This window comes from Halomicroarcula saliterrae, from assembly GCF_031624395.1.
In the GTDB taxonomy this organism is placed as follows: domain Archaea; phylum Halobacteriota; class Halobacteria; order Halobacteriales; family Haloarculaceae; genus Haloarcula; species Haloarcula saliterrae.
In genome coordinates, this window is record NZ_JAMQON010000001.1 from 1,181,604 (window position 1) to 1,201,880 (window position 20,277).

General features: G+C 65.1%; 22 protein-coding genes and 2 tRNA genes. 7 read left to right on the forward strand and 17 right to left on the reverse strand.

Annotation, left to right across the window (positions count from 1 at the left end):
• Nucleotide 1: 1 nt before the first annotated feature.
• The 9 genes from NDI56_RS06440 to NDI56_RS06480 all read right to left on the reverse strand — a co-directional run bounded on the left by NDI56_RS06440 (nt 2) and on the right by NDI56_RS06480 (nt 3,757).
• Nucleotides 2-400 (reverse strand): 30S ribosomal protein S9, encoded by a 399-nt coding sequence (locus NDI56_RS06440; RefSeq protein ID WP_310918617.1) that lies wholly within the window; start codon nt 398-400, stop codon nt 2-4.
• Nucleotides 394-876 (reverse strand): 50S ribosomal protein L13, encoded by a 483-nt coding sequence (locus NDI56_RS06445; RefSeq protein ID WP_310918618.1) that lies wholly within the window; start codon nt 874-876, stop codon nt 394-396. Before NDI56_RS06445 ends, NDI56_RS06440 begins: the two co-directional genes overlap by 7 nt.
• Nucleotides 873-1,223 carry a 50S ribosomal protein L18e gene (locus NDI56_RS06450; RefSeq protein ID WP_310918619.1) on the reverse strand — a complete coding sequence of 117 codons (351 nt, stop codon included), beginning with the start codon at nt 1,221-1,223 and terminating at the stop codon, nt 873-875. Before NDI56_RS06450 ends, NDI56_RS06445 begins: the two co-directional genes overlap by 4 nt.
• Nucleotides 1,224-1,247: 24 nt before the next feature.
• Nucleotides 1,248-1,332: transfer RNA gene (locus NDI56_RS06455), tRNA-Leu, on the reverse strand.
• Nucleotides 1,333-1,434: 102 nt separating this feature from the next.
• Complete coding sequence (locus tag NDI56_RS06460; RefSeq protein ID WP_310918620.1) at nt 1,435-2,217, reverse strand: DNA-directed RNA polymerase subunit D; 783 nt, start codon at nt 2,215-2,217, stop codon at nt 1,435-1,437.
• 3 nt (nt 2,218-2,220) lie between these two features.
• Nucleotides 2,221-2,610: a 30S ribosomal protein S11 gene (locus tag NDI56_RS06465; RefSeq protein WP_310900955.1), complete on the reverse strand. Its 390-nt coding sequence runs from the start codon at nt 2,608-2,610 to the stop codon at nt 2,221-2,223.
• A complete protein-coding gene (locus NDI56_RS06470) occupies nt 2,607-3,122 on the reverse strand; it encodes a 30S ribosomal protein S4 (RefSeq protein WP_310918621.1) in 516 nt (171 codons plus the stop codon). The genes NDI56_RS06465 and NDI56_RS06470 overlap by 4 nt, the downstream gene beginning before the upstream one ends.
• Nucleotides 3,122-3,649, reverse strand: a complete 528-nt coding sequence (locus tag NDI56_RS06475; protein ID WP_310918622.1) for a 30S ribosomal protein S13 — start codon at nt 3,647-3,649, stop codon at nt 3,122-3,124. The genes NDI56_RS06470 and NDI56_RS06475 overlap by 1 nt, the downstream gene beginning before the upstream one ends.
• Nucleotides 3,650-3,672: 23 nt before the next feature.
• Nucleotides 3,673-3,757, reverse strand: a tRNA-Ser gene (locus tag NDI56_RS06480).
• 181 nt (nt 3,758-3,938) lie between these two features.
• On the opposite strand from NDI56_RS06480, the gene NDI56_RS06485 reads away from it, so the two are divergent.
• Nucleotides 3,939-4,250, forward strand: coding sequence for a hypothetical protein (locus NDI56_RS06485; protein WP_310918623.1), 312 nt, complete (start codon nt 3,939-3,941; stop codon nt 4,248-4,250).
• Between the two features lie 23 nt (nt 4,251-4,273).
• Here the strand turns inward: NDI56_RS06485 and moaA are convergent, their stop codons facing one another.
• The gene (gene moaA / locus NDI56_RS06490) at nt 4,274-5,287 is read right to left on the reverse strand and encodes a GTP 3',8-cyclase MoaA (RefSeq protein WP_310918624.1); all 1,014 of its coding nucleotides are present in this window, start codon (nt 5,285-5,287) and stop codon (nt 4,274-4,276) included.
• Nucleotides 5,288-5,460: 173 nt separating this feature from the next.
• Between moaA and NDI56_RS06495 the strand changes: the two genes are divergently transcribed.
• Nucleotides 5,461-6,528 (forward strand): Mrp/NBP35 family ATP-binding protein, encoded by a 1,068-nt coding sequence (locus tag NDI56_RS06495; protein WP_310918625.1) that lies wholly within the window; start codon nt 5,461-5,463, stop codon nt 6,526-6,528.
• A 42-nt stretch (nt 6,529-6,570) separates the two neighbouring features.
• On the opposite strand, the gene NDI56_RS06500 is transcribed toward NDI56_RS06495, so the two are convergent.
• From NDI56_RS06500 to NDI56_RS06530, 7 genes are all read right to left on the reverse strand, one after another.
• Nucleotides 6,571-6,762, reverse strand: coding sequence for a 30S ribosomal protein S17e (locus NDI56_RS06500; protein WP_220587714.1), 192 nt, complete (start codon nt 6,760-6,762; stop codon nt 6,571-6,573).
• A 169-nt stretch (nt 6,763-6,931) separates the two neighbouring features.
• The gene (locus tag NDI56_RS06505; protein ID WP_310918626.1) at nt 6,932-7,540 is read right to left on the reverse strand and encodes a DUF447 domain-containing protein; all 609 of its coding nucleotides are present in this window, start codon (nt 7,538-7,540) and stop codon (nt 6,932-6,934) included.
• Nucleotides 7,540-8,379, reverse strand: a complete 840-nt coding sequence (locus NDI56_RS06510; protein ID WP_310918627.1) for a triphosphoribosyl-dephospho-CoA synthase — start codon at nt 8,377-8,379, stop codon at nt 7,540-7,542. The genes NDI56_RS06505 and NDI56_RS06510 overlap by 1 nt, the downstream gene beginning before the upstream one ends.
• Nucleotides 8,376-9,122: a tRNA-dihydrouridine synthase gene (locus tag NDI56_RS06515; RefSeq protein WP_310918628.1), complete on the reverse strand. Its 747-nt coding sequence runs from the start codon at nt 9,120-9,122 to the stop codon at nt 8,376-8,378. Before NDI56_RS06515 ends, NDI56_RS06510 begins: the two co-directional genes overlap by 4 nt.
• Nucleotides 9,122-10,114 carry a 2-phospho-L-lactate transferase gene (cofD, locus tag NDI56_RS06520; RefSeq protein WP_310918629.1) on the reverse strand — a complete coding sequence of 331 codons (993 nt, stop codon included), beginning with the start codon at nt 10,112-10,114 and terminating at the stop codon, nt 9,122-9,124. Before cofD ends, NDI56_RS06515 begins: the two co-directional genes overlap by 1 nt.
• A 202-nt stretch (nt 10,115-10,316) precedes the next feature.
• Complete coding sequence (locus tag NDI56_RS06525; RefSeq protein WP_310918630.1) at nt 10,317-11,819, reverse strand: hypothetical protein; 1,503 nt, start codon at nt 11,817-11,819, stop codon at nt 10,317-10,319.
• The gene (locus NDI56_RS06530; RefSeq protein WP_310918631.1) at nt 11,816-12,433 is read right to left on the reverse strand and encodes a hypothetical protein; all 618 of its coding nucleotides are present in this window, start codon (nt 12,431-12,433) and stop codon (nt 11,816-11,818) included. Before NDI56_RS06530 ends, NDI56_RS06525 begins: the two co-directional genes overlap by 4 nt.
• Before the next feature lie 144 nt (nt 12,434-12,577).
• Between NDI56_RS06530 and NDI56_RS06535 the strand changes: the two genes are divergently transcribed.
• The 5 genes from NDI56_RS06535 to NDI56_RS06555 all read left to right on the forward strand — a co-directional run bounded on the left by NDI56_RS06535 (nt 12,578) and on the right by NDI56_RS06555 (nt 20,265).
• Entirely contained in the window at nt 12,578-16,537 is a 3,960-nt protein-coding gene (locus tag NDI56_RS06535) for an outer membrane protein assembly factor BamB family protein (RefSeq protein WP_310918632.1), read from the forward strand.
• A gap of 6 nt (nt 16,538-16,543) precedes the next feature.
• A complete protein-coding gene (locus NDI56_RS06540; protein WP_310918633.1) occupies nt 16,544-17,059 on the forward strand; it encodes a hypothetical protein in 516 nt (171 codons plus the stop codon).
• Between the two features lie 360 nt (nt 17,060-17,419).
• Nucleotides 17,420-17,950, forward strand: coding sequence for a protein-tyrosine phosphatase family protein (locus NDI56_RS06545; RefSeq protein ID WP_310918634.1), 531 nt, complete (start codon nt 17,420-17,422; stop codon nt 17,948-17,950).
• Between the two features lie 50 nt (nt 17,951-18,000).
• Nucleotides 18,001-19,224: an HD domain-containing protein gene (locus NDI56_RS06550; RefSeq protein WP_310918635.1), complete on the forward strand. Its 1,224-nt coding sequence runs from the start codon at nt 18,001-18,003 to the stop codon at nt 19,222-19,224.
• Nucleotides 19,225-19,245: 21 nt separating this feature from the next.
• Nucleotides 19,246-20,265: an amidohydrolase family protein gene (locus NDI56_RS06555; protein ID WP_310918636.1), complete on the forward strand. Its 1,020-nt coding sequence runs from the start codon at nt 19,246-19,248 to the stop codon at nt 20,263-20,265.
• The last annotated feature ends 12 nt before the right edge of the window (nt 20,266-20,277 follow it).

Below are 20,277 nucleotides of genomic sequence, written 5' to 3' on the forward strand. Positions count from 1 at the left end.
CTTAGCGGTACGATTTCTGGTAGCGGGCCCGAGCGCCTGGGCCGCCCCACTTCTTGGGTTCGGACTGGCGAACGTCGTTGACCAGCAGCGAGCGGTCGAACTCCATGAACGCGTCGCGGAGTTCGGCGTCGTTGGTGAAGTCGACGAGACCGCGAGCGATGGCGGTTCGGGCGGCGTCAGCCTGCCCCATCACGCCGCCACCCTCCACGGAGACGTCGACGTCCACGTCGTCGCGGAGCTCGTCCTCCGCGATGCGGAACGGCTCCAGCATCTTCAGCTGGGCCAGCTCCGGGTCGACCAGTTCGACCGGCTGGGAATCGATACGAACGCGGCCCTCGCCCTCGCTGATAGTCGCGCGAGCGACGGCGGTCTTCTTTTTGCCAGACGTGTTCGTTACCATGTCTTGTTCGCTCCGAGTTGCTCGCTGACGTCGCCCAGCGAGACGAATTTGATGTTCGACAGTCGGTCGAGCGACGTGCCGTCGAGCACTTCCGCTTCGACGGCTTCGCTGTCGTCGCTACGCGGGCTGGCGCCCGCGGTCTCCTCGTCAAACGGATTGCCCACGTAGACGCGGACGTTCTCGAACGCTTCGCGGCCCCGCGTCTTCTTGTGGGGCACCATCCCACGGATGGCGCGTTTGAGGATGCCGTCCGGTCGCTTCGGGTAGAAGTACTTGTTGTCGTCACCGATGTCGACGCGCTTCTCGTACTTCTCGGTGATCTGGTCTTCGCGGCCGGTGATGACCGCGCGTTCCGCGTTCACGACAGCGACGGTCTGCCCGTCGAGCGCTTTCTCGGCCACCTGCGAGGCGACCCGGCCCATGATACAGTCACGGGCGTCGACGACCACGTCGGCGTCGAACTCTGCGAGGCTCATCGGATCACCCGCACGTGTGAGCCTTCGGGGTTGTTTTCGATTGCCTGTTCGAGTGATACAGCCTCTCCAACCTGGTCGATCTTCGTCTCGGCGGTTCCGGAGAAGTCGACGGCGGCGACGGTGACGTCCTTCTGCAGGACACCGGAGCCGAGTACTTTGCCGGGCACGACCACGGTCTCGTCTTCCTGTGCGTACCGCTCGATGCGGCCCAGGTTGACTTCCGCGTGCGTACGCCGTGGCTTCTGCAGCCGGTCGGCGACGTCGCCCCAGACTGCGCCGCCCGAGTTGCGGGCGGCCGACTTCAGGTCGGCGATGAGACTACTGAGTCTCGGATTCGTCTTGCTCATAGGGTTCCTCCTTTGTAGGAAAAGTGCAGGGAGCAGGATTTGAACCTGCGGACCCCTACGGGACAGCGCCCTGAACGCTGCGCCGTTGGCCAAACTTGGCTATCCCTGCTCGCATTAGTGGGTTCTTGATGCCCCGTAAAACCCCTTTCGGTCCTCGCGCTCGGGGAGCGGGCGGTCATCGGTGTCGAATGGGTGGTTCGGGGCATTGGCGTTACAGTTGGACTGCGTCTTTCAGCTCCGTCGCACGGTCACGCAGCGTCTCGACCGCGCGCAGGAACAGTTCGTCGGTGGTGAACGAGCCGTCGGTCTCGACGTGGAACACGAACGCGTTCTCCACGTCGGTGACCTCGACCTCCTTGCCCGGATACCGCTGGCTGAGGTCGTTGCCGAACGTGTCGGTCGGCACGAGGTCTCCGTCCGCGGCGTCCGGGTCGGCGGCCACGTCGGCCGCGCCCTCCTCGATGACGCCGCGCAGAATCTGCGGTTCCTCGTTCTCGAACTCGCCCCTGTCGCCGACGACCTCCACGCGCTGGAGGTGTCGGTAGCCGACGGCCACGCCGCCCTGGTGTTTGGCGTGGGCCTTCCCCGTGTCCAGGACGGCATCGGCCTCGACTTCGAGGCGCTGGCCGTCCTTCAGGTCGATGATGGGGATGTTGTCGTCGGCCGGCTCCACGAGCGAGTCCGCGGAGACGAGGTCACTGGAGTAGGCCGTGGACGGTCCGTCGACCGACAGCGAGAGCGTCACCTCGTCACCGACCTCGAAGTCGTCGAGGTCGGTCGAAAGCGGGACCAGTCCCAGTCGGAGACCGATCTGCTCGTTGAACATCACGCTGGTGTTCTCGATGACGCGCACGGTGTCCATGCTGAACGTGGGCACGTCGGCGACCATCGCCCGGCGGATGCCGTTGGCGAAGGCCGGCGTGATGCCACGAACGAGCACGAGCGACTCCCGCTCGCCGCGTTCGACGAACTCAACCTCGTAGTCCTGTGTCATGGATTAGAATCCGGAGTTCTTCGGCGCGCGTGTACCGTCGTGGGGCGTCGGCGTGACGTCCTCGATGCGGCCGATCTCGAGGCCGGCACGTGCCAGCGCTCGGATGGTGGCCTGTGCGCCCGGCCCGGGGGAGGTCTGCTGGTTCCCACCGGGGCCGCGGACGCGGACGTCCACACCCTCGACGCCGCGGTCGAGCGCCTTCTCGGCGACGACCTCGGCCATCTGCATCGCAGCGTAGGGCGACGCCTCGTCGCGGTTCTGCTTGACGACCGTCCCGCCGGAGCTCTTTGCGAGCGTCTCCGCGCCGGTCTGGTCGGTGATGGTGATGATGGTGTTGTTGAACGATGCGTGGACGTGGGCGATGCCCCAGATGTCTTCGGTTTCCTCGCTCATTCTTGGGCCTCCGCGCGCTCGGGATGCAGTTCGTCCGACAGCGAGCTGTTCTCGTCGAAGCCGACCGAGTCCTCGACGGACACCTCGACTTTCATCGACGGGCGCGTGACGCGCGCCTCGTCGAGGTCGATGTGGCCGTGGACGATGAACTGTCGCGCCTGCTCGGGCGTGTTCGCGTAGCCCTTTCGGTAGACGACCGTCTGGAGTCGGCGCTCCAGCACGTCGGTGACGTCCAGCGACAGGACGTCGTCAAGCGAGTCCTGCTCGTTGAGGATGCCGTAGCGCTTGAGGCGGGCGAGGAACTCGTCGGCCTCGAACTCGCTCCCGACGGAGCTGCCCAGCAGCTTCCGGGCCTCGCGGCGGTAGCCACGCAGCTCGGACTGTGCGCGCCAGAGCTCCTCTTTGTTCTTCAGGCCGTAGCGGCCCTTGAGGTTGCTCTCGTCGGCGATTCGCTCGCCCTGGTACGGATGATTCGGCGTCTCGTAGAACTTCGTGTTGCTTCCGAGCGCCATTATTCGTCATCCTCCGCGGCGGCTTCCTCTGCCTGTTCTTCCTTGATGGCCTCGACGTTGACGCCGATGGTCCCCTCGGTACGACCGGTGGACTTCGTGCGCTGGCCGCGGACCTTCTGGCCGCGTTTGTGGCGGACACCGCGGTAGGAGTCGATCATCTTCATGCGGTTGATGTCCTGCCGTCGGGTGAGCTGGAGGTCGTTCCCGGTCTCGTGGGTGGTGTCACCGGTGAAGTAGTCCTTCTGGTGGTTGGTCATCCACTCGGGGACCTCGTCGGCGAAGCTCTCGACGTGCTCGACGACGTTGTCGATGACGTCGTCGTCGAGCTTGCCAAAGACCGCGCGGCGGTCCACATCTGCCTGCTCGGCGATGATGCGGGCGGCGCGGTGGCCGATGCCGTTCAGTTCTGTCAGTGCTCGCTCGACGGACTTCGTGCCGTCGAGGTCTGTCTGTCCGATGCGGACGAAGTAGCGGATGTCCTCCTCCTCATCCGCGTCTTCGCCAGCGTTGGGGTCTTCTGCACTCATATATGGGTAATCGGTTGGGTGAGCGTCGTGGCTGGGATTCGAACCCAGGAGGCTGTACGCCACAGAGTTAGCAACCCTGCGCCTTGGGCCAGGCTTGGCTACCACGACACACGCTGTCTGATACTCGCGCCCGCGGCACGCGGACTCGGGAGCCGGTCCCCCTACACGAGTCTGTCAGAACGTATTCCGGGGTTGTATTTAAACGCAACGAAGGGCCGCGACCGCGTGACTCGTGCCCGTGTCTCGCCCTGGCACAACGGTGTAGTGGGCGGGGGCCCAACAGCCGGGTATGGTTCCCGGAGGTATCACCGACGGCGGGACGACCGTGGACCCGACCGACCGAGAGGCGCTGCGGCGCCACCTCGAACAGTTCGCCGGCGAGGACAGGGTAACCGAGTCGCCCGACGGGACACTCGTCACCGAGTTCAGCCAGTCGACCTACGTCTCGGTCGACCCCGAGGGTCACGTAGAAGGCGGGATGCCGCTACACCTGTTCGAGGGCCCGGCCGAGACGATCGAATTCGACCACGACAGCGGCGAGATATACGTCTCGACCGACGACGAGGCCGCCTCGTACACCTTCCGCCGGCCGTCCCGGTAGTCCGCCGCCGGCCGGTGTCGGGCTCAGTCGTCGTCGGCGGCCATCGGCTCCGCGACCGGGCCGCTATCGATGTACTCCTCGTTGACGACCCACTCGCCGTCGTCGGTCTGGACCATGTACTCGCCGTAGTAGGGGACCCGGTTTTCGACCGTCTCGCGGAACGTCTCGCGGATCTCGGCGCGGGTCATCTCGCCCATCGACCGGAGGTCGTCCGTCCGATTCAGGCACCCCTTCAGCTTCCCGTCGTGGGTCACGCGCACGCGATGGCAGTTGTCACAGAAGTCAGTGTTCTCGACGGGGTCGACGATTTCGACCATCCCCTCGCCGTCGCCCTCGTCGGCGCTCACCCAGTAGCGCTTGCGGTCGTGCATCTCGCGGGTCTCGACGCGGTCGGCCTGCTCGGCCAGCCAGTCGTGGACCCGCCCGATGTCGATGGCCCACTCGGGCCGCCCGACGAGTTCGGGCATGTACTCGATGAGCTGCAGGCGGAGGCCGTCGTTTTCCGCGACGTGGTCGACCATCTCCGGGACGTACCCCGCCGTCGGCTCGAAGACGACCATGTTCAGTTTGACCGGGTCCAGCCCGGCGTCGAGTGCGGCCTCGACGCCCTCGATGACCTGCTCGTAGGCCCCGCTCTTGGTTATCTCGGCGAAGGCCTCCTGGTCGATGGCGTCCTGTGAGACGTTCACCCGGTCGAGCCCCGCGTCGACGAGGTCGGGCGCTCGCCCGGGGAGGAACGTACCGTTGGTCGTCATCGACACCTCCATGGCGTCGGGCGTCCGGCGGATTATCTCCGCCAGGTCGCCCCGGAGCATCGGCTCGCCGCCGGTGAACTTGACGGCCTCGACGTCGAACTCCCGGGCGACCTCCAGAAACCGAACCACGTCGTCGGCCTCCATCTCGTGGTCCTGGGCATCCATCGGGCCGCGCGTGTCCCCCAGCCCCTCGTTGTGACAGTAGACACAGTCGAAGTTACACCGGTCGGTCAGGGAGACGCGCACCTGCGAGACCTCGCGGCCGTGTCCATCCTCTAACACAGCTGAGGGTTCACGGTGCAGTAACATAAAACGGTGGTTCCGTCCCAAAATTGTTCCAAATCCACCGCTAACTCGCGGTCCGTCCGACGGTTCGGAACATCTGGCCGGCGACGGGCGCGAGGACAGGTAGCCGTGTCACAATCCTTATCGCACCTCCACGGCCTACCCGACGTATGAACGAAGACGACGTTCGCGAACGGCTTCGGGCCGTCGAGGACCCGGACTTGGGCGACGACATCGTCACGCTCGGACTCGTAAACAGCATCGAGGTGACCGACGACGAGATACGCGTCGACCTCGCGCTCGGCGCGCCCTACTCGCCGACCGAGACGGGCATGGCAAACGAGGTCCGGGAGGCCCTCTCCGACCTCGACAGGGAGATCGACCTCTCGGCCAGCGTCGACCGCGGCGTCAGCGAAGCGGAAGACCCACTGCCGAACGTCAAGAACGTCATCGCCGTCGCTTCCGGCAAGGGCGGCGTCGGCAAATCGACCATCGCGGTCAACCTCGCGGCAGGGCTCTCCCGTCTGGGCGCTCGCGTGGGCCTGTTCGACGCCGACGTGTACGGCCCGAACGTCCCCCGGATGCTCGACGCCGACGAGTCGCCGCAGGCGACCGAGGACGAGGAGATAATCCCGGTCGAGAAGTACGGGATGAAGCTGATGAGCATGGACTTCCTCGTCGGTAAGGACGACCCCGTCATCTTCCGGGGCCCGATGGTCGACAACGTCCTCACGCAGCTCTGGAACGACGTGCTCTGGGGCGGACTCGACTACATGATCGTCGACCTGCCGCCGGGCACCGGTGACACGCAGCTGACGATGCTCCAGCGCGTGCCCGTCTCCGGGGCCGTCATCGTCACCACGCCACAGGAGGTCGCCCTCGACGACGCCCGGAAGGGGCTGCGGATGTTCGGGCGACACGAGACGCCCGTTCTGGGTATCGTCGAGAACATGTCGACGTTCGCCTGCCCGGACTGTGGCGGCAGTCACGATATCTTCGGCAGCGGCGGCGGCCGCGAGTTCGCCGAGGAGACGGACATGCCGTTCCTCGGCGAAGTGCCACTGGACCCCGGTGTCCGCGAGGGCGGCGACAGCGGCGAGCCGCTCGTCCTCGACGAGGACAACGAGACCGGCGAGGCGTTCCGCGAAATCGCCGCTCAGGTCGCCAACATGCAGGGTATCATCCACCGCAAGCGCCAGTCCGACAGCACGACGGCACAGGCCCAGCCCGACCAGTAGCGCGGCCGCTACGCGACGACGTGAGACAGAGAGAAGACGGGATTACGCTTCGACCGGGCGGTTGTACTTGCGCGTGACGTATCCGGCGATGCGGTTGCGCACGCCCTTGGACTCGATGTTCGTGACCTCGGTGACGACCTCCTTGTTGTGCTCGAAGTCGGCGCCGAAGGCGTCGGGGTATTTCTCCATGATGAGTCTCCCTGTCTTCTTGACGTAGGCGGGCTTGATTGCCATGCGCCAATGTTGCTAGCTGGTGTTCAAAAAGGGTTCGACTTCCGGACCGGACGCGAACGTTTATCACCCGGAAGGGGACCAGAGTGCTCGTGACCTGACGCCACGGGTGGCGTGTCAAGCGGTTGTGCGACACAGCACGTCACCGCCCGCCGGCCTCGGGCCGGCTCAGTCATCGGTGTCGCCTGCTCTCCCACTCCGCGTCGACGAGTTCCCTGACCCGCTCGAAGGCGGCCCGTTCCCGTTTGCTACCGGCCGTCTCGACGACCGACTCGAAGTACGCGAGCCGCTCCAGCAACGCTTCGCGGTCGTAGGCCGACACGTCGAGCCGTGAGGCCGCGACGGTCGCCTCGACGACGGCGGCGTGGCCGCGGTTCGTCGTCGGGACCACGCGACGCTCGACAGTGGCTTCCTCGGGGACGAGCGCCCACTCGACCCACTGGGTGTCACCCTCCTCGCCGTCGGCCAGTCGCTCCACACTGACCCGGACCCACGCATCGGCGCTCGGCAGGACCGGCTCGGTCTCCTCACGCACCGACAGCGCCGCCTCGGCGAAGTCCACGGGGTCACGCGTGAACTGCACGTACGCTTCGCCGCGCTCGCGGAAGTTCCGCCACGTCCGCGTCCGACCCCACGTCGTCGCCGTCACCGGCCCGTCAGCTTCGGGCCCGTGCAGTCCCAGCGCAGCCACGTTCCACAGCTCGTTCGGGCCGAGCGTCGTGACGACGGACTCGGTGACACCGGTCAGGTCGGCCGGCCACTCCGGTTTCTCGTCGCCCATCAGACGACCAGCCCCCGTTCGAGGGCGACGAACAGCGCGCCGGCCACGAGGTCGGCCGTCGTCCCGGGGTTGATATCCCGTTCGACCAGGTCATCAGCCAACTCCGCCGCGTCTTCGTCGCCGTCGAGGACTGCCTTGGCCCGTCGCTGTACCTCTTCGGCGGCCTCGGGACCGTTGCGCGTGACGACGAAGGTGTCCCGTTCCTCGGCCAGCAGTTCGACGAACGCCCGTGAAGCGCGCTCGGAGACCGGCCCGTCGTCGGCCAGTATCCGCTCGGCGGCCGCGAAGACGCGCTCGAACTGCCCGGCCCACTCGGCCGCGACCCCGTCCACGTCGGCGCTCTGTTCCATGACGTCGAACAGCGTCAGCCCGCGCGCTTCCAGAACCGGAACCGCGTCGCTCCCGCGGCGAACGTCCAGAGGCTCCAGCCCGTCGGGCGGGTCGTCGACGGCCACGTCGACGTGCTCGAAGGCCCGATAGAAATCGGCCGCATCGTCGACAGTGGTCCCACGCACCACGCTATCGACGAAATCGGGGGTCAGCTCCCCGTCGCTCGCGGCGGCGACCAGCGGCGCGAGCACCAGCAGCGCGCCGAACTGCGTGTTCCCGGCCGACTGGTCGGCCATCCCGGCGACCGCCCGCTCGAACGCGCGGCCCAGGCGGTCACCGGCGCCAGCGCGTTCCAGTCCGGGCCGTGCGCCCACCGCGCCGGCCATGAAATGCTCGAACCGCAGGTCCGAGAACTCCCGGTCCCGGTCGACGTTGCCGGGTTTTGGCGTGCCGGTGACCTCCAGCAACAGCGCCAGTTCGGCGTTCTGAACGGGCGTCCGGTCGCTCATCTGCCGGCCCCCCGGGCGACCCACTCGTTGGCCGTCTCCCGGACCGCTCTCAGTATCTCCGGGTCGTCGCTCGCGCGGCCGACGCTGACAGCGTCGGCGCCGTACTCGAAGTACTCTCGTGCCGTTGCCGGCCCGCGGACACCGTTGTTCGCGATGACGAACAGGTCAGTCGCGTCAGCGAGTGCGGCGACCACCGACTCCGAGTCCATCGCGTCGACGTGGACCGCGTCCGCGCCGGCGGCTTCGAGGCGACGAGCCAGTTCGAGGAGGGCGACGCCGTCGACTTCCGCCCTGACCTTCACCGAGACGGCAGCGTCCGTCTCGGCTGCCGTCCGGACCTGCCGGGCGAGTCGGTCGGGCTCACGGAGCAGGCTCTCACCGGCGCCGGCGGCACACATCTCGTCCTGTCGGCAGTGAGCGTTGAGTTCGAGGATGGCGTCGTGAGCCCGACAGACCTCGGCCGCGTCGCGGAGCGGGCCGAGCGTGGCGCTGCGGACGTTGTACCCCGGCCTGAGCGGCGCGTCGGCCAACGCCCCGAGCTGGGCGTCGACGAACCCGACCGGGTCCGCGGGCAGGAACTCCGAGCGGTCGCGGTCGGTCATCGCTTGGGCGGCGTCCCGTGTCGAGCCATCGAGCGCGATACCGCCCAGAAAGGCACAGCCGACGTGGGACGCCATCGCCTCGGCCCACGCGGCGTCGGCCTCGCCGCTGAGACTCGCCAGCGCCACCCGCGGCCGGAACATCAGGCCACCTCCGCGAGCGCGTCGGCCACGGCGCGAGCCACGCGCTCGGAGTCCGATTCGTCGTCGAGCGACGTGTCCGTCCGGACGACGGGCCGTTCCAGCGCGGTTCCGTCCGCGCTATCGAGGACGAACGCGTCGGCGAACGGATACGCGGCCGCGACGCCGGCCGTGCTCGGCTCGCGGCCGACGCCGTCCATGAGGTCGGCGGCCGGACCGGAGAACACCTCGTCTTCGACGAACGGTGAGACGGCGACGACGGGAGTCTCGCTCAGCGCCTCGCGGATGCCGTCGACGGCCAGCATGGGGCCCAGCGACGTGACGGGGTTCGAGGGGCCCACGACGACGGGGTCGTCGAGGGCGTTCAGGACAGCGTCCGTCGCCTTTGCTCGGTCGCCGCCCCGGAACTGGACGTCATCGACGGCCAGCTCACCGTCCCGGCCGACCCACCACTCCTGAAAGTGCATCGGTCCCTGTGGCGTGTGTATCATCGTCGCCACGGGGTCGTCGCTCATCGGCAGCAGTTCTCGGTCGAGGCCGAAGGCGTCGGCCAGCCGCCGGGTCACCTCGGTCAGCGAGTGGCCCGCGTCAAGCAACGAGGTCCGCGTGACGTGGACCCCGCGGTCCCGGTCCCCGATGTGCATGAACTCGGCGACGCCGGAGAAGCGGCGATGGCGGGCGATATCGCGCCCGGCAGTCTGGGCGTCGGCCGGGAGATACTGCGGCCCGGTCGGCAGGTCGGCCGCGTCCGCCAGCCGGTGGAGCTCGTCGTGAGTCGCCGCGGTGTCGTCGGCGATACCCCACCACGTCTCTCGGTCGAGCACTCCGCCGTCCAGAAACAGGACGGTGTCGAGGTCGGGACAGACGAGGTGGCCGCCGAGCTCCACGTCGTCGCCGGTGTTCGCGATAACCGTCGTTCGCTCCGGCGCGAACACGTCGTCCGCGCCGGCCAGCAGCTTCGGCGTGCCGGTCCCGCCGGCGAGGAAAGTCACCATACGCCGACGTAGGGGAGACGGCCGGTATAAACGTGGCCCTGTGACCCCAGTCGTGCTCAGGTCGGCAGAAAAGCCCGTAGAGAGTCGGAAAGGCGCCCGAGCAGTGGGCACCGAGTATGGCAAGCGGATTTTCTGGCCGACGCTCACTCAGATACGCCGTCCGATCACATCCGGGAATCGAACGTTGGCCGTTGTACGGCCCCTACCCGGTGAGCGTCGAGGTATCGACCTCCGAGCCGTCGACGTAGACGGTCAACTCGCCGTCGCCGCTGGTCGTCCAGCCGCTTACCTCTCCGGTGTATCGATAGCTGTCGTGGTAGCCATCGGCCGCGCCTGAGACGGTGGTCCCGTCGACGGAGTCGGAGAACCCGCCGGCGTAGGCGCCCAACTCGGCGTTCCCGCCGACCTCGAACTCGTAACTCGCCTTCTTCTCCGCCGTCTCGTCGATGATGATGGTGTGTTTCTCTGCGACCGTCCCGGGGTCGACTTCCTCCCCGTCGATGAAGAGGGTCGCTCCTTTGCTGCCGAAGTACGCCAGGTTACCAGTGTAGACGTACTCGTCGGTGTTTCCGTTGACCGTGCCGGTGGCGCTGGTCCCATCGACGGAATCGCCGTCGTTGACGCTGTCGGTCTGTTCGAGGCTCCCGGTGACGCCGAACTCGTAGTCCCGGTCGATGCCGTCGTTCCCGCCGTCGGGGTCCTCGATACGGAGCGTCGACTGGTCTCCGATTTCGATATCCGCGGTAGCCGAGTCCGAGCCGAACGTGGCCTCCACCGGAACAGTACCGATGTGGTCACCGCCCAGCTCCCAGGTGACTGTCCGGGTCACCGTTTCACCCATGCCCAACTCGATATCTTCCGAGAGGAGCGACTGCCCGTCGCCCTCGATGACCAGTTCGGCCCCGTTGCTCTCGTCGTCCAAGTTCTGGACCGTCACCTCGATCGTCGCGGTGCCGTCCGAGGTGACCTGTTCAGGGGCATCGAGCGCGGCAATCTCCAGTACGGTTTCCGGGTCCGACTCCCAGCTGTCCTCGTGGACGAGTACGGCGTTGTCGAAGTTCCCCTGAACGTCGGACTCCCAGCCCTCCTGATGGATCAACTCGTACTTCTGATTCTCTCCGATGTCTTTCGTCCAGTATTCCTCTGTGACGAGTGTCCCACCCGGGAACGAGTCCATGATATCGGGCGCCCAGTTGTCACCGTGTACGCGCTCCATGTCCGAAAAGGAGTTCATGATGTCGGGCGTCCACAGCTCGGTGAAAACCAGATTCCCCCTTCGAACGACATCGAAGGAATCCGTCGCCTCGGTCCGTGAGCCATCGGCTTCCTCGGCGACGACACGGATGATGTACTCGGACGCGGCGTTGTAAACGTGGGAGAGCGTGACCGTCGTCGTTCCGGGGACGCCGTCTTCGCTGCTCGTTCCGAGCCGCTCCAGCGTCTCGCTTTGCTCGGCCTCGCCATCGCCGAAGACTATCGACCACGTCTCGACCGCCTCGGTGTATTCGTCCGCCGCCGAGACATCTATCTGCACGACTGTTCCGACCGAGGGCTCGTCCGTGCGAATCGAGACGCTCAGCTGGTTTTGCCCACTCTGTGATCCGTCACTCTGGGATACCCCTCGTGCAGCTGCTCCACCGCCCAGACCGACGCCGACTGCACTGGCCAGGACTTCCCGGCGCCGGAGCAACGGACCGATCGTCATTGATCGTAGTAGATGCGGGTCTGATCGAGATAGAAACTGTCTGTCCCCCTAGCAGCGCTTGAGGGGTTGTAGAATACCATCCCCACACCACCGCCGTCCTCCAGTTCTGGGTCGGGGTCTATCAGATCTTTGTCGTCGTTGTACCGTGCCCATTCACCTGACGGGCTACGGAACTCCGGTCGCACGTGGAGGTCACCCTCTGTGATGAACGCCGTGCAGCGGAACTGTGTCCACGTATCGTCGTCCGGGTGGGTGTTCTGGCCACCAATCCGGGTTATATTGTTGTCCTGCCCGTTGATCTTTTTATATAATCCGATGTTCTGGGTTCGTCCACCGGATGTTAATGTACGACCGTCAACCGCGTAGAAATTATCCTCATTTTGCCACCTGAAAACCATCCCAAACGAGTTGACTCCTCCGTCCGAATAGAAATGTGTTTCCAGCCGCGCTTCGCTCGGTTCGTCGTCTATCGACTGTTTGAGAACAGCCATGTTTTCGGTACGGTAATCTCGTTGCCGATCGATACGTAGCGACAGATCGCCCTGATAGGCCTTCTCTTCGCTCTGCTGAAAGTACTCCGTCTCGCCGATCCATTTCCAGTCCTGGAAACCCATAGTACCAGTCAAATTGCATCTAATTTATATTTTTCTAGATTTAATTTTACTCAATCGGAACTGATTAATACCCTACCGTAGCAGTTAGCTGTCATGAATGGTTCCCGCTATCGCCTGTCTGCGGTCTGTCTCGCTCTTCTGCTGGTGACATCGTTCGTCGCCCACCCTGTGTCCGCAGGCGGCTTCGGCGAACAGACGCCGGTCCGGAGTCCGTCGCTGGAGGCTGACAGCCTGACAGACACGGAAACGGACGCACTGAACGCCGCCATAACCCAGCGGCTGCCGGGACAGACCAAGCAGACGCCCGTCGACCCGGCCAACGATTCGACGCTCGATTGGCGCTTCGACGAGTCGCGCGGTCCGATCGAATCCTCTCCCACCGTCATCGACGGCACCGCATACGTGGGCACGAACAGCGGCACGGTCTATGCCGTCGACGCCGACACCGGTGAGCGGGAGTGGGCCTTCGACGCATCCGCTGGCGCTGTCACCGGGTCGCCCGCCGTCGACAACGGCGTCGTCTACGCCGGGTCCCACGATGGGACGCTCTACGCAATCGACGCCGACACCGGCGAGGAGAAGTGGCGGTTCGAGCAGCCGTCGAGCTGGATATACGGCTCGCCGACGGTCAAGGGCGGGAGCGTCTACGTCGCCGGACTTGACGCGACCGTCTACTCGGTCGACACCGGGAGCGGGGCGCTCGAATGGCGCTTCGACGGCGTCGACGACTCCGTCGGACAGCCACTGGGTGACTCTGTGAGCGGCCCCTCTGTCGCTTCAGATGGGTCGTTTGGGCCTGTCGCCTCGTCGGTCACTGTCGTCGACAACACGGTGTACGTCGGAACGACCGAGGGCACGCTCCACGCCCTCGACGCTTGGACCGGCCGACAGCGCTGGCAGTTCGACGACCCCGAGGGCCCGCTGTTTTCCTCGCCGACGGTGCACGAAGACACGGTCTACGTGGGAAGCGACGACGAGACGCTCTACGCCGTCGACGCGACCACGGGCGAGCGCGACTGGTCGTTCAACGAGCCCGACGGTCCCGTCGCTTCCTCGCCGACGGTCCACGACGACACCGTCTACGTCGGTAGCGAGGACGAGACGCTCTACGCCGTCGGGGCAGCCAACGGAACGTTCGAGTGGGCCTTCAGCGAGCTCCCGTCCGAAGGGCCGGAGGACGTCTTCTCCTCGCCCACAGTCGCTGGCGGGACTGTCTACGTAGGCAGCGAGGACTCCGCCGTCTACGGAATCGATGCGGAGACTGGCAGAGAGACAGCGACGTTCGACACGCCGACCGGTTCGGTTCGGTCCTCCCCTGTCGTTGTCGACGGGACGCTGTACGTCGGTGCGAACGACGGCGCGCTGTACGCGTTCGACACGGCGGGGTCGGCGACCAGCGAGGGCTCGCGCGTCCAGCAGGGGACACTCGGCCACACCCACCCGTGTCCGGAGCTCCGACTCGAGGACAGCGACGACGACTGCATCCCTGACGCCGTGGCCGAAGCCGACCTCCAGATGCCCGATGACGGCTCGGACGCGGCGGGGGACCCGATAAACCTCGACCCCACCGAGCGTGACACGAGCGGGAACGGCATCCACGACCACCGGCTCATCGACGTGGAGTGGGAGGTAGTCGACGGCGGTGCGGACCCGGTCGTCGAGGCCGAGGTGACCGATGCAATCGCGAACCCGAGCCGCGTCGACTCCACCGGTGACGGGCTGACCGACCGCGAACAGCTCCGCGGCTGGGAGATTGCCTATACGGAGTCTGAAGAGGCATCCAGACGGTTGTTCAAAGCCATCGGGAAGGCTGACGACGGCGAGGACTCCGCCCTCGGAGCGATCGTCAGGGCACGGGAGACCTACATGACCACCGAGTGGGTCACGACGGACCCGCTCCGCAACGACACCGACGGCGACCTCGCTGACATCGAAGAACGAAAACTCGGCACCCACCCGCGAAAGGTGGATACGACCGGTGATGAGGCGAAAGATGTCGACGCCGGTCTGGCCGGGTACGACCCGACGATATTCGAGAAAAGCCCGCCCAAAATCGACATTTACGGTACGGATTTCAACAAGCCGTCCGGTAGCTGGGACGGCAACTACACGGTAACCCTCGACGTCCAGGATCCGCGGGGACTCCGCGAAGTGCGATTGGTGAAAGACGGGAACGTCGAAAAACGGGTCGACGTCTCGGGGGAACACTTCTCCGGCGAGATGTACATCGATACCGGGGAGGTCGAAACGATACTCGACCTGTTCACCGGGGCGACGCTACTCGTCGAAGCCGAGAACGAGAACGGCGCCAATTCGACGAAGTTCGCCCGACAGCAGAAAGACATCTTCGGTATTCTCACGGAGCGCCTCAGCGAGAAGAATCTGACCACCGCGGAAGTCGAGTTCCGCCTCGCGGTCATGTCGGGGATGACGACGGGCGCCGGCGAGTCGCTCGAAGCGATTCGGTACATGATAACTGACCCCGAGGCGTATATCGAGGATACGCTCGCGGTCGTCAACCAGATCGAGAACCTCCCGGAGCTTATCGCGGCGTATCCCGGAACGATTCAGACGAAACAGAAGCAGAACAACATACACGACCCCGGAGACGAAGGCTACGAGAACTATCGAGACGGCTGGTACGCCGGCTACACGTTCTGGTTCGTCGTCGAGATGATACAGCCGGGCGGCCAGATCAGCCGCGCTATCAAGAGCACGGACAAGTTCCAGGACCTGGCCAGCAGTCTCAGCAAGACCCGTATCGGCCAAGCGGCTCGGTTCGCCCAGCGAGCGGCGGACAAAGGGAAAGCCCCCGTCCGAATCTCGCGGTATCACCTCTCACGCGGAATCAAAGCCGGGCTGGGGTTCAGCGGCGACGGGGGCCGGCGCATCGTCGGAGGTGTCGACTCCGTCGGCCAGCAGATTCGCGTCGCCAAGCGCCTCCACCGCAGCGACGTCGACCGTGACGCCATCGAAGGGCTCTCAGATGGCGAAAAGCGCGAACTGGGCGAATCGCTGGCCCGTCACCGGGACGGCAACTCAAACTTCGTCATCAAGGGCAACGACGGCACGAGCCGGGTAGTCGTCCCCGAGGAAATCGGCACGACCCAGTGGCGCTTCCAGAGAGCGTACGAGGAGGGCGATATCGACAGTAGCGAACTCGAGACGGTTCAGCACCGGTACGACGAGCTGGATGCAGACGGCAAGCATGAGTTCGACGACCTGCTGGAACGCAACGGTGACGACACGGTCGAATTCGCCGCTCGGTCGGACTCGGACACGTTCGATGCCGTTGTCTCGCCCTGTGGGACTCGTGGTGCGCCATCGCTCAACGGTGCAGTTGCGCTCGGGACCGACCGGTACTACTCGGTTGAAGCGCAGCCGTCAAGTCTTGCCCAGAGCGGTGGGAGCTGTCCCGACCTTCCTGACGATCTCGAAGATGATCTAAGAGAATCCTTGATCGATCTCGACTGGAGCAAACTTGACGACGGTGATCTTGAAACAGCTGATGTCCGGCGGATGCGCGAACTCCTCGAGAGTGGTGAGATGGACCAAGCCGACGTCAGGCGTCTCACGGAGATTATCGAATCCAGAGACAGGAGTGAACTCTTCGATGACAATATCGTTGCAGCAGATCTCACCGGGATTGGTGACCGAGGCGACCTGAGCTCGACCCAGTTAGTCGCTAAAGATGGTAATGGTAATACTCGATGGCTCGAACAGGGGAGATACGACCCCGACGGGGCCCAGAAAGATACTGGTTGGTCCTATCTCGAGGGGCGGCATATCGAGGGACGGCAGCTAAACGATAAAGAGGCGACTGATTTTTGGCCAGTCGGCCAATCAGTCGGAGATGAAACTCTGCCAAACACAATGTCACGCCGTGATATCCGAGAGAGTGTTTATCAAGCTGTTAAGGATACAAAGACTACTGAGCAAGACGCGTTCAATTACGATGGGTTTAGTTCTGAGTTTGTCGAACAGACTGGTGTGGAATCAATCCGAGTCGTTATTCGTAACGGGCGAGTTCGAACAGCGTACCCGAAACGAGGGCCATCCGTCTGGAAATACGTCTCCGAAAACGACGTTGGCTGGATAAAATAGTCACCTATGGGAACGGAAAATGCAAACGAGTGGACGCTAGATGTCACTAGTCCAGCGGATGCTGCGGGCTGGCTCGAAGATGGAACTCCGCCTGCAGGCGATATCCGAATTCTGGTCGGCGATGAAGACGACTACTCGGAGCAACCGTACCGAGAAGTCAGTTTGCTTGATGAGATGATGGTAGACCTTCTCATAGGGATTCCGGCGTTATTAGATGGTGAGAGTGTACACACCGAACTCGATACTGGAGATATCACATTGACACCTATGGACTCCGGAACCACTGTTGAGGTGGCCGAAACAATTGATGGTGTCCCAGATGACATACGAGACTATGAACCAGATCGGATTGAGATGACTGCTTTCGTGCAAGAAATATATCAGACGATTCGTGGTTGGCACGAAACCGCTATAGAGTCCTATCCAGATTTGAAGCGAGCGGATTGGTTCCAGAACATAACACGAGGACTCACCGATGCGCGAGCAGCAATGGAAGCAAAAAATATTGATCTGCCCGACTAACAGTCGGATTCTACGAGAGCATAGCTCTCGTTTCCGCCGCTGAAATTATACAGACTATTTTCAAAGGGCTCAATAACTATGAAACTGAGATAATCGACCAGTACATCCAGGCGAAGCTCCTGTGATGCACGGGTAGGTCACACGAAGTTCCGATTGACGAAACCGACACGAACGGTATCGGGCTGATAGGCGCCCTGTCGACGTAATTACCGAGTAACAAACGGGGTCGGCGACTGACTCACGTGACGACCCCCGCTGCCTACCCGCTTCGTATCAGTCGTCTGAGAATCACTGCTGAGAACTGCGCGGATAGACTCAATAGTGTCGCCTAACTGGGTACATGTGAAGGGGTCTCTCACCGTGAACGCACACCGATTCGCGCCCGCCGCCCCGGACGAGGCGTTCGTCTACGGAGCCTGCACGCCGGGGTGGCATTCAGCCGCCGACCGCGACGCCGCTATCGACGACTGGGTCCGGTTCATGCGAACCGAAGGTATCGAAGGGGTCTGCTGTCTGCTCTCGGGCTGTCAACTCGACGAGTGCGGGGGCGTGCTCGACCGCTACACCGACGCCTTCGGCGAGTCGAGCGTCCGCCACGCGCCGGTACCCGACCATCGGCTGGTGCCCGAACCGCTGTTGACAGAGGAAATACTCCCGTTTCTGGCCGAGAGCCGAGCCGCGGAAGAGCCCGTCGTCGTCCACTGTCTGGCCGGTATCGGCCGCACCGGGCAGGTGCTTGCGGCGTGGCTCGTCTACAACCGCGACTACGGGCCGGAGCGCGCCGTCCAGACGGTACAGGGCTACGGGCGGGACCCGATGGATGCCGTCAGCGCAGGCAACGCGACGGAAGACGAACTGCTGGCCCTGTTGGGGGCCGTCGCGCGGCTGTAACGGTCGGGCCGACAGTACTGTTTTGGCCGATGGCGGCGAACGACTGGGTAATGACGACTATCAAGGACAGCGTCCACGACCACATCGCGGTCGAGGGCGTCGCCGCCGACCTGCTGGAGACGCCACCAGTCCAGCGGCTGCGTCGGGTCAAGCAGCTCGGGACGGTGACGATGGTCTACCCGTCGGCCAACCACACCCGCTTCGAGCACTCGCTTGGGGTCTACTATCTGGCCGACCGGGCGCTCGGCCATCTCGGTATCGAGGGCCAGCAGGCCGAGCGGGTGCGGGCCGCCGCCCTGCTACACGACGTGGGCCACTCGCCGTACAGCCACAACGTCGAGGAGATAATCCACCGCAAGACCGGGAAGTACCACGACGACGTGGCCGAGCTGTTGGACCGCGGCGAGGTGGCGCAGGTCCTCGCGGCCCACGACCTCGACCCGGGGAACGTCGCCGGCCTGGTGGGCGGAGACGGAGAGCTCGGGCAGCTCGTCTCCGGTGAACTCGACGTGGACCGGATGGACTACCTCGTCCGGGACGCCCACCACACCGGCGTCCCCTACGGGACCATCGACCACGAGCGCCTCGTCCGCGAGCTGCGGTTTGTCGACGGCGAACTCGTCCTCGACGAGGGGAACGTCCAGACGGCCGAATCGCTCCTGCTCGCCCGGGCGCTGATGAACCCAACTGTCTACGCCCACCACGTCGCCCGCATCGCCAAGTCGATGCTTCGCCGCGGGACCGAGACGCTGCTCCGCGAGACCGACGTGACAGCCGAGGAACTGCGCCGGTGGGACGACTGCGACCTGCTGGTCGGCCTGCGCACGAGCGAGGCCACCAGCGAGTACGCCCGTCGGCTGAGCGAGCGCGACCTGTTCAAGCGGGCGGTGTGGGCCGAGCGGACGGCCGTGCCCGACGAGCTGCTCGACGCCGACCACGACGGTATCCGCGAGATGGAAGGGGAGATAGCCGCCGCCGCCAACGTGGTCCCCGAGGCGGTCGTCCTCGATGTCCCCGCGGCCCCGTCGATGACCGAGTCCAGTAGTCGCGTCCTCGTCAACGGCGAGGTGCGACGACTGGGCGAGCAGTCGACGCTGGTAAACGCCATCCGGGCCGCCCAGCGGGATCAGTGGCGCCTCGGGGTGTACGCGCCGGCGGCCGACAGCGAGCGCGTCGGCGAAGCGGCCATCCGCGAGCTCGGACTGGACCTCGACGGCACCCGCGTCCGGGACGTGCGACGCGGTATCCACGCGACCCTCGATGAGTTTAATTGAGCCACGTGCCGACGTTCGCGTATGATCGTCGAGGGAACCGTCCTCCGCGGCCGGGAGTTCGAGCCGGTCGAAGGCCGCGTCGTCGTCGAGGACGGCGAAATCACCGCCGTCGAGGAAGCGAGCGTCGACAGCGACGCCATCGTCTGTCCGGCGTTCGTCAACGCCCACACGCACCTCGGCGACTCCATCGCCAAGGAGGCCGGTGAGGGGCTCTCGCTCGAAGCGCTGGTCGCGCCGCCGGACGGGCTGAAACACCGGCTGCTTCGGGAGGCCGACCGGGACGAGTTGGTCGCGGCGATGGCCCGGTCGCTGTCGTACATGGAACAGTCCGGCACGGGGGCGTTCGTCGAGTTCCGCGAGGGCGGCGTCGAGGGCGTCCACGCTATCAGCGCGGCCCTTTCGGGGGCGGACCTAGAGAGTGTCGTCCTCGGCCGGGGGACCGTCGAGGCGATGGAAGTCGCGGACGGGTTCGGGGCCAGCGGGGCCAACGACGCCGAGTTCGGCGCCGTGCGGCGGGCGACCCGACAGGCCGGCAAGCTCTTTGGCATCCACGCCGGCGAGGTCGACAGCTCCGACATCAATCCGGCGCTGGACCTCGACCCGGACTTTCTGGTCCACATGGTCCACGCCGAGGCCTTACATCTCGAACGGGTCGCCGACAGCCGGATGCCCGTGGTCGTCTGCCCGCGGTCGAACCTCGTGACCGGCGTCGGCCGGCCGCCGGTCGACGCGCTCTACGAGCGGACCACGGTCGCACTCGGAACGGACAACGTCTTTCTCAACAGCCCGTCGATGTTCCGCGAGATGGAGTTCACGTCGAAGCTCTACGACCGGTCCGCTACCGAGGTGTTGCGGATGGCGACCGTCAACGGGGCCGAAATCGCCGGGCTCGACTGCGGGCTCATCGAGCCCGGGCGCCCCGCAAAGCTGGTCGTCCTCGACGGGGACTCCGACAACCTCAGTGGCGTCCACGACCCCGTCCGCGCCGTCGTTCGCCGGGCCGAAACCGCCGACGTCGAGCGGGTCGTGCTGCCCGGATAGGCGCGCGGGGTG

What these genes read in the sequence shown, in the direction of transcription:
- NDI56_RS06440 (WP_310918617.1), bottom strand. Translation starts at nt 400, where the DNA reads ATGGTAACGAACACGTCTGGCAAAAAGAAGACCGCCGTCGCTCGCGCG.
- NDI56_RS06445 (WP_310918618.1), bottom strand. Translation starts at nt 876, where the DNA reads ATGAGCCTCGCAGAGTTCGACGCCGACGTGGTCGTCGACGCCCGTGAC.
- NDI56_RS06450 (WP_310918619.1), bottom strand. Translation starts at nt 1,223, where the DNA reads ATGAGCAAGACGAATCCGAGACTCAGTAGTCTCATCGCCGACCTGAAG.
- NDI56_RS06460 (WP_310918620.1), bottom strand. Translation starts at nt 2,217, where the DNA reads ATGACACAGGACTACGAGGTTGAGTTCGTCGAACGCGGCGAGCGGGAG.
- NDI56_RS06465 (WP_310900955.1), bottom strand. Translation starts at nt 2,610, where the DNA reads ATGAGCGAGGAAACCGAAGACATCTGGGGCATCGCCCACGTCCACGCA.
- NDI56_RS06470 (WP_310918621.1), bottom strand. Translation starts at nt 3,122, where the DNA reads ATGGCGCTCGGAAGCAACACGAAGTTCTACGAGACGCCGAATCATCCG.
- NDI56_RS06475 (WP_310918622.1), bottom strand. Translation starts at nt 3,649, where the DNA reads ATGAGTGCAGAAGACCCCAACGCTGGCGAAGACGCGGATGAGGAGGAG.
- NDI56_RS06485 (WP_310918623.1), top strand. Translation starts at nt 3,939, where the DNA reads ATGGTTCCCGGAGGTATCACCGACGGCGGGACGACCGTGGACCCGACC.
- NDI56_RS06495 (WP_310918625.1), top strand. Translation starts at nt 5,461, where the DNA reads ATGAACGAAGACGACGTTCGCGAACGGCTTCGGGCCGTCGAGGACCCG.
- NDI56_RS06500 (WP_220587714.1), bottom strand. Translation starts at nt 6,762, where the DNA reads ATGGCAATCAAGCCCGCCTACGTCAAGAAGACAGGGAGACTCATCATG.
- NDI56_RS06505 (WP_310918626.1), bottom strand. Translation starts at nt 7,540, where the DNA reads ATGGGCGACGAGAAACCGGAGTGGCCGGCCGACCTGACCGGTGTCACC.
- NDI56_RS06510 (WP_310918627.1), bottom strand. Translation starts at nt 8,379, where the DNA reads ATGAGCGACCGGACGCCCGTTCAGAACGCCGAACTGGCGCTGTTGCTG.
- NDI56_RS06515 (WP_310918628.1), bottom strand. Translation starts at nt 9,122, where the DNA reads ATGTTCCGGCCGCGGGTGGCGCTGGCGAGTCTCAGCGGCGAGGCCGAC.
- cofD (WP_310918629.1), bottom strand. Translation starts at nt 10,114, where the DNA reads ATGGTGACTTTCCTCGCCGGCGGGACCGGCACGCCGAAGCTGCTGGCC.
- NDI56_RS06525 (WP_310918630.1), bottom strand. Translation starts at nt 11,819, where the DNA reads ATGACGATCGGTCCGTTGCTCCGGCGCCGGGAAGTCCTGGCCAGTGCA.
- NDI56_RS06530 (WP_310918631.1), bottom strand. Translation starts at nt 12,433, where the DNA reads ATGGGTTTCCAGGACTGGAAATGGATCGGCGAGACGGAGTACTTTCAG.
- NDI56_RS06540 (WP_310918633.1), top strand. Translation starts at nt 16,544, where the DNA reads ATGGGAACGGAAAATGCAAACGAGTGGACGCTAGATGTCACTAGTCCA.
- NDI56_RS06550 (WP_310918635.1), top strand. Translation starts at nt 18,001, where the DNA reads ATGACGACTATCAAGGACAGCGTCCACGACCACATCGCGGTCGAGGGC.
- NDI56_RS06555 (WP_310918636.1), top strand. Translation starts at nt 19,246, where the DNA reads ATGATCGTCGAGGGAACCGTCCTCCGCGGCCGGGAGTTCGAGCCGGTC.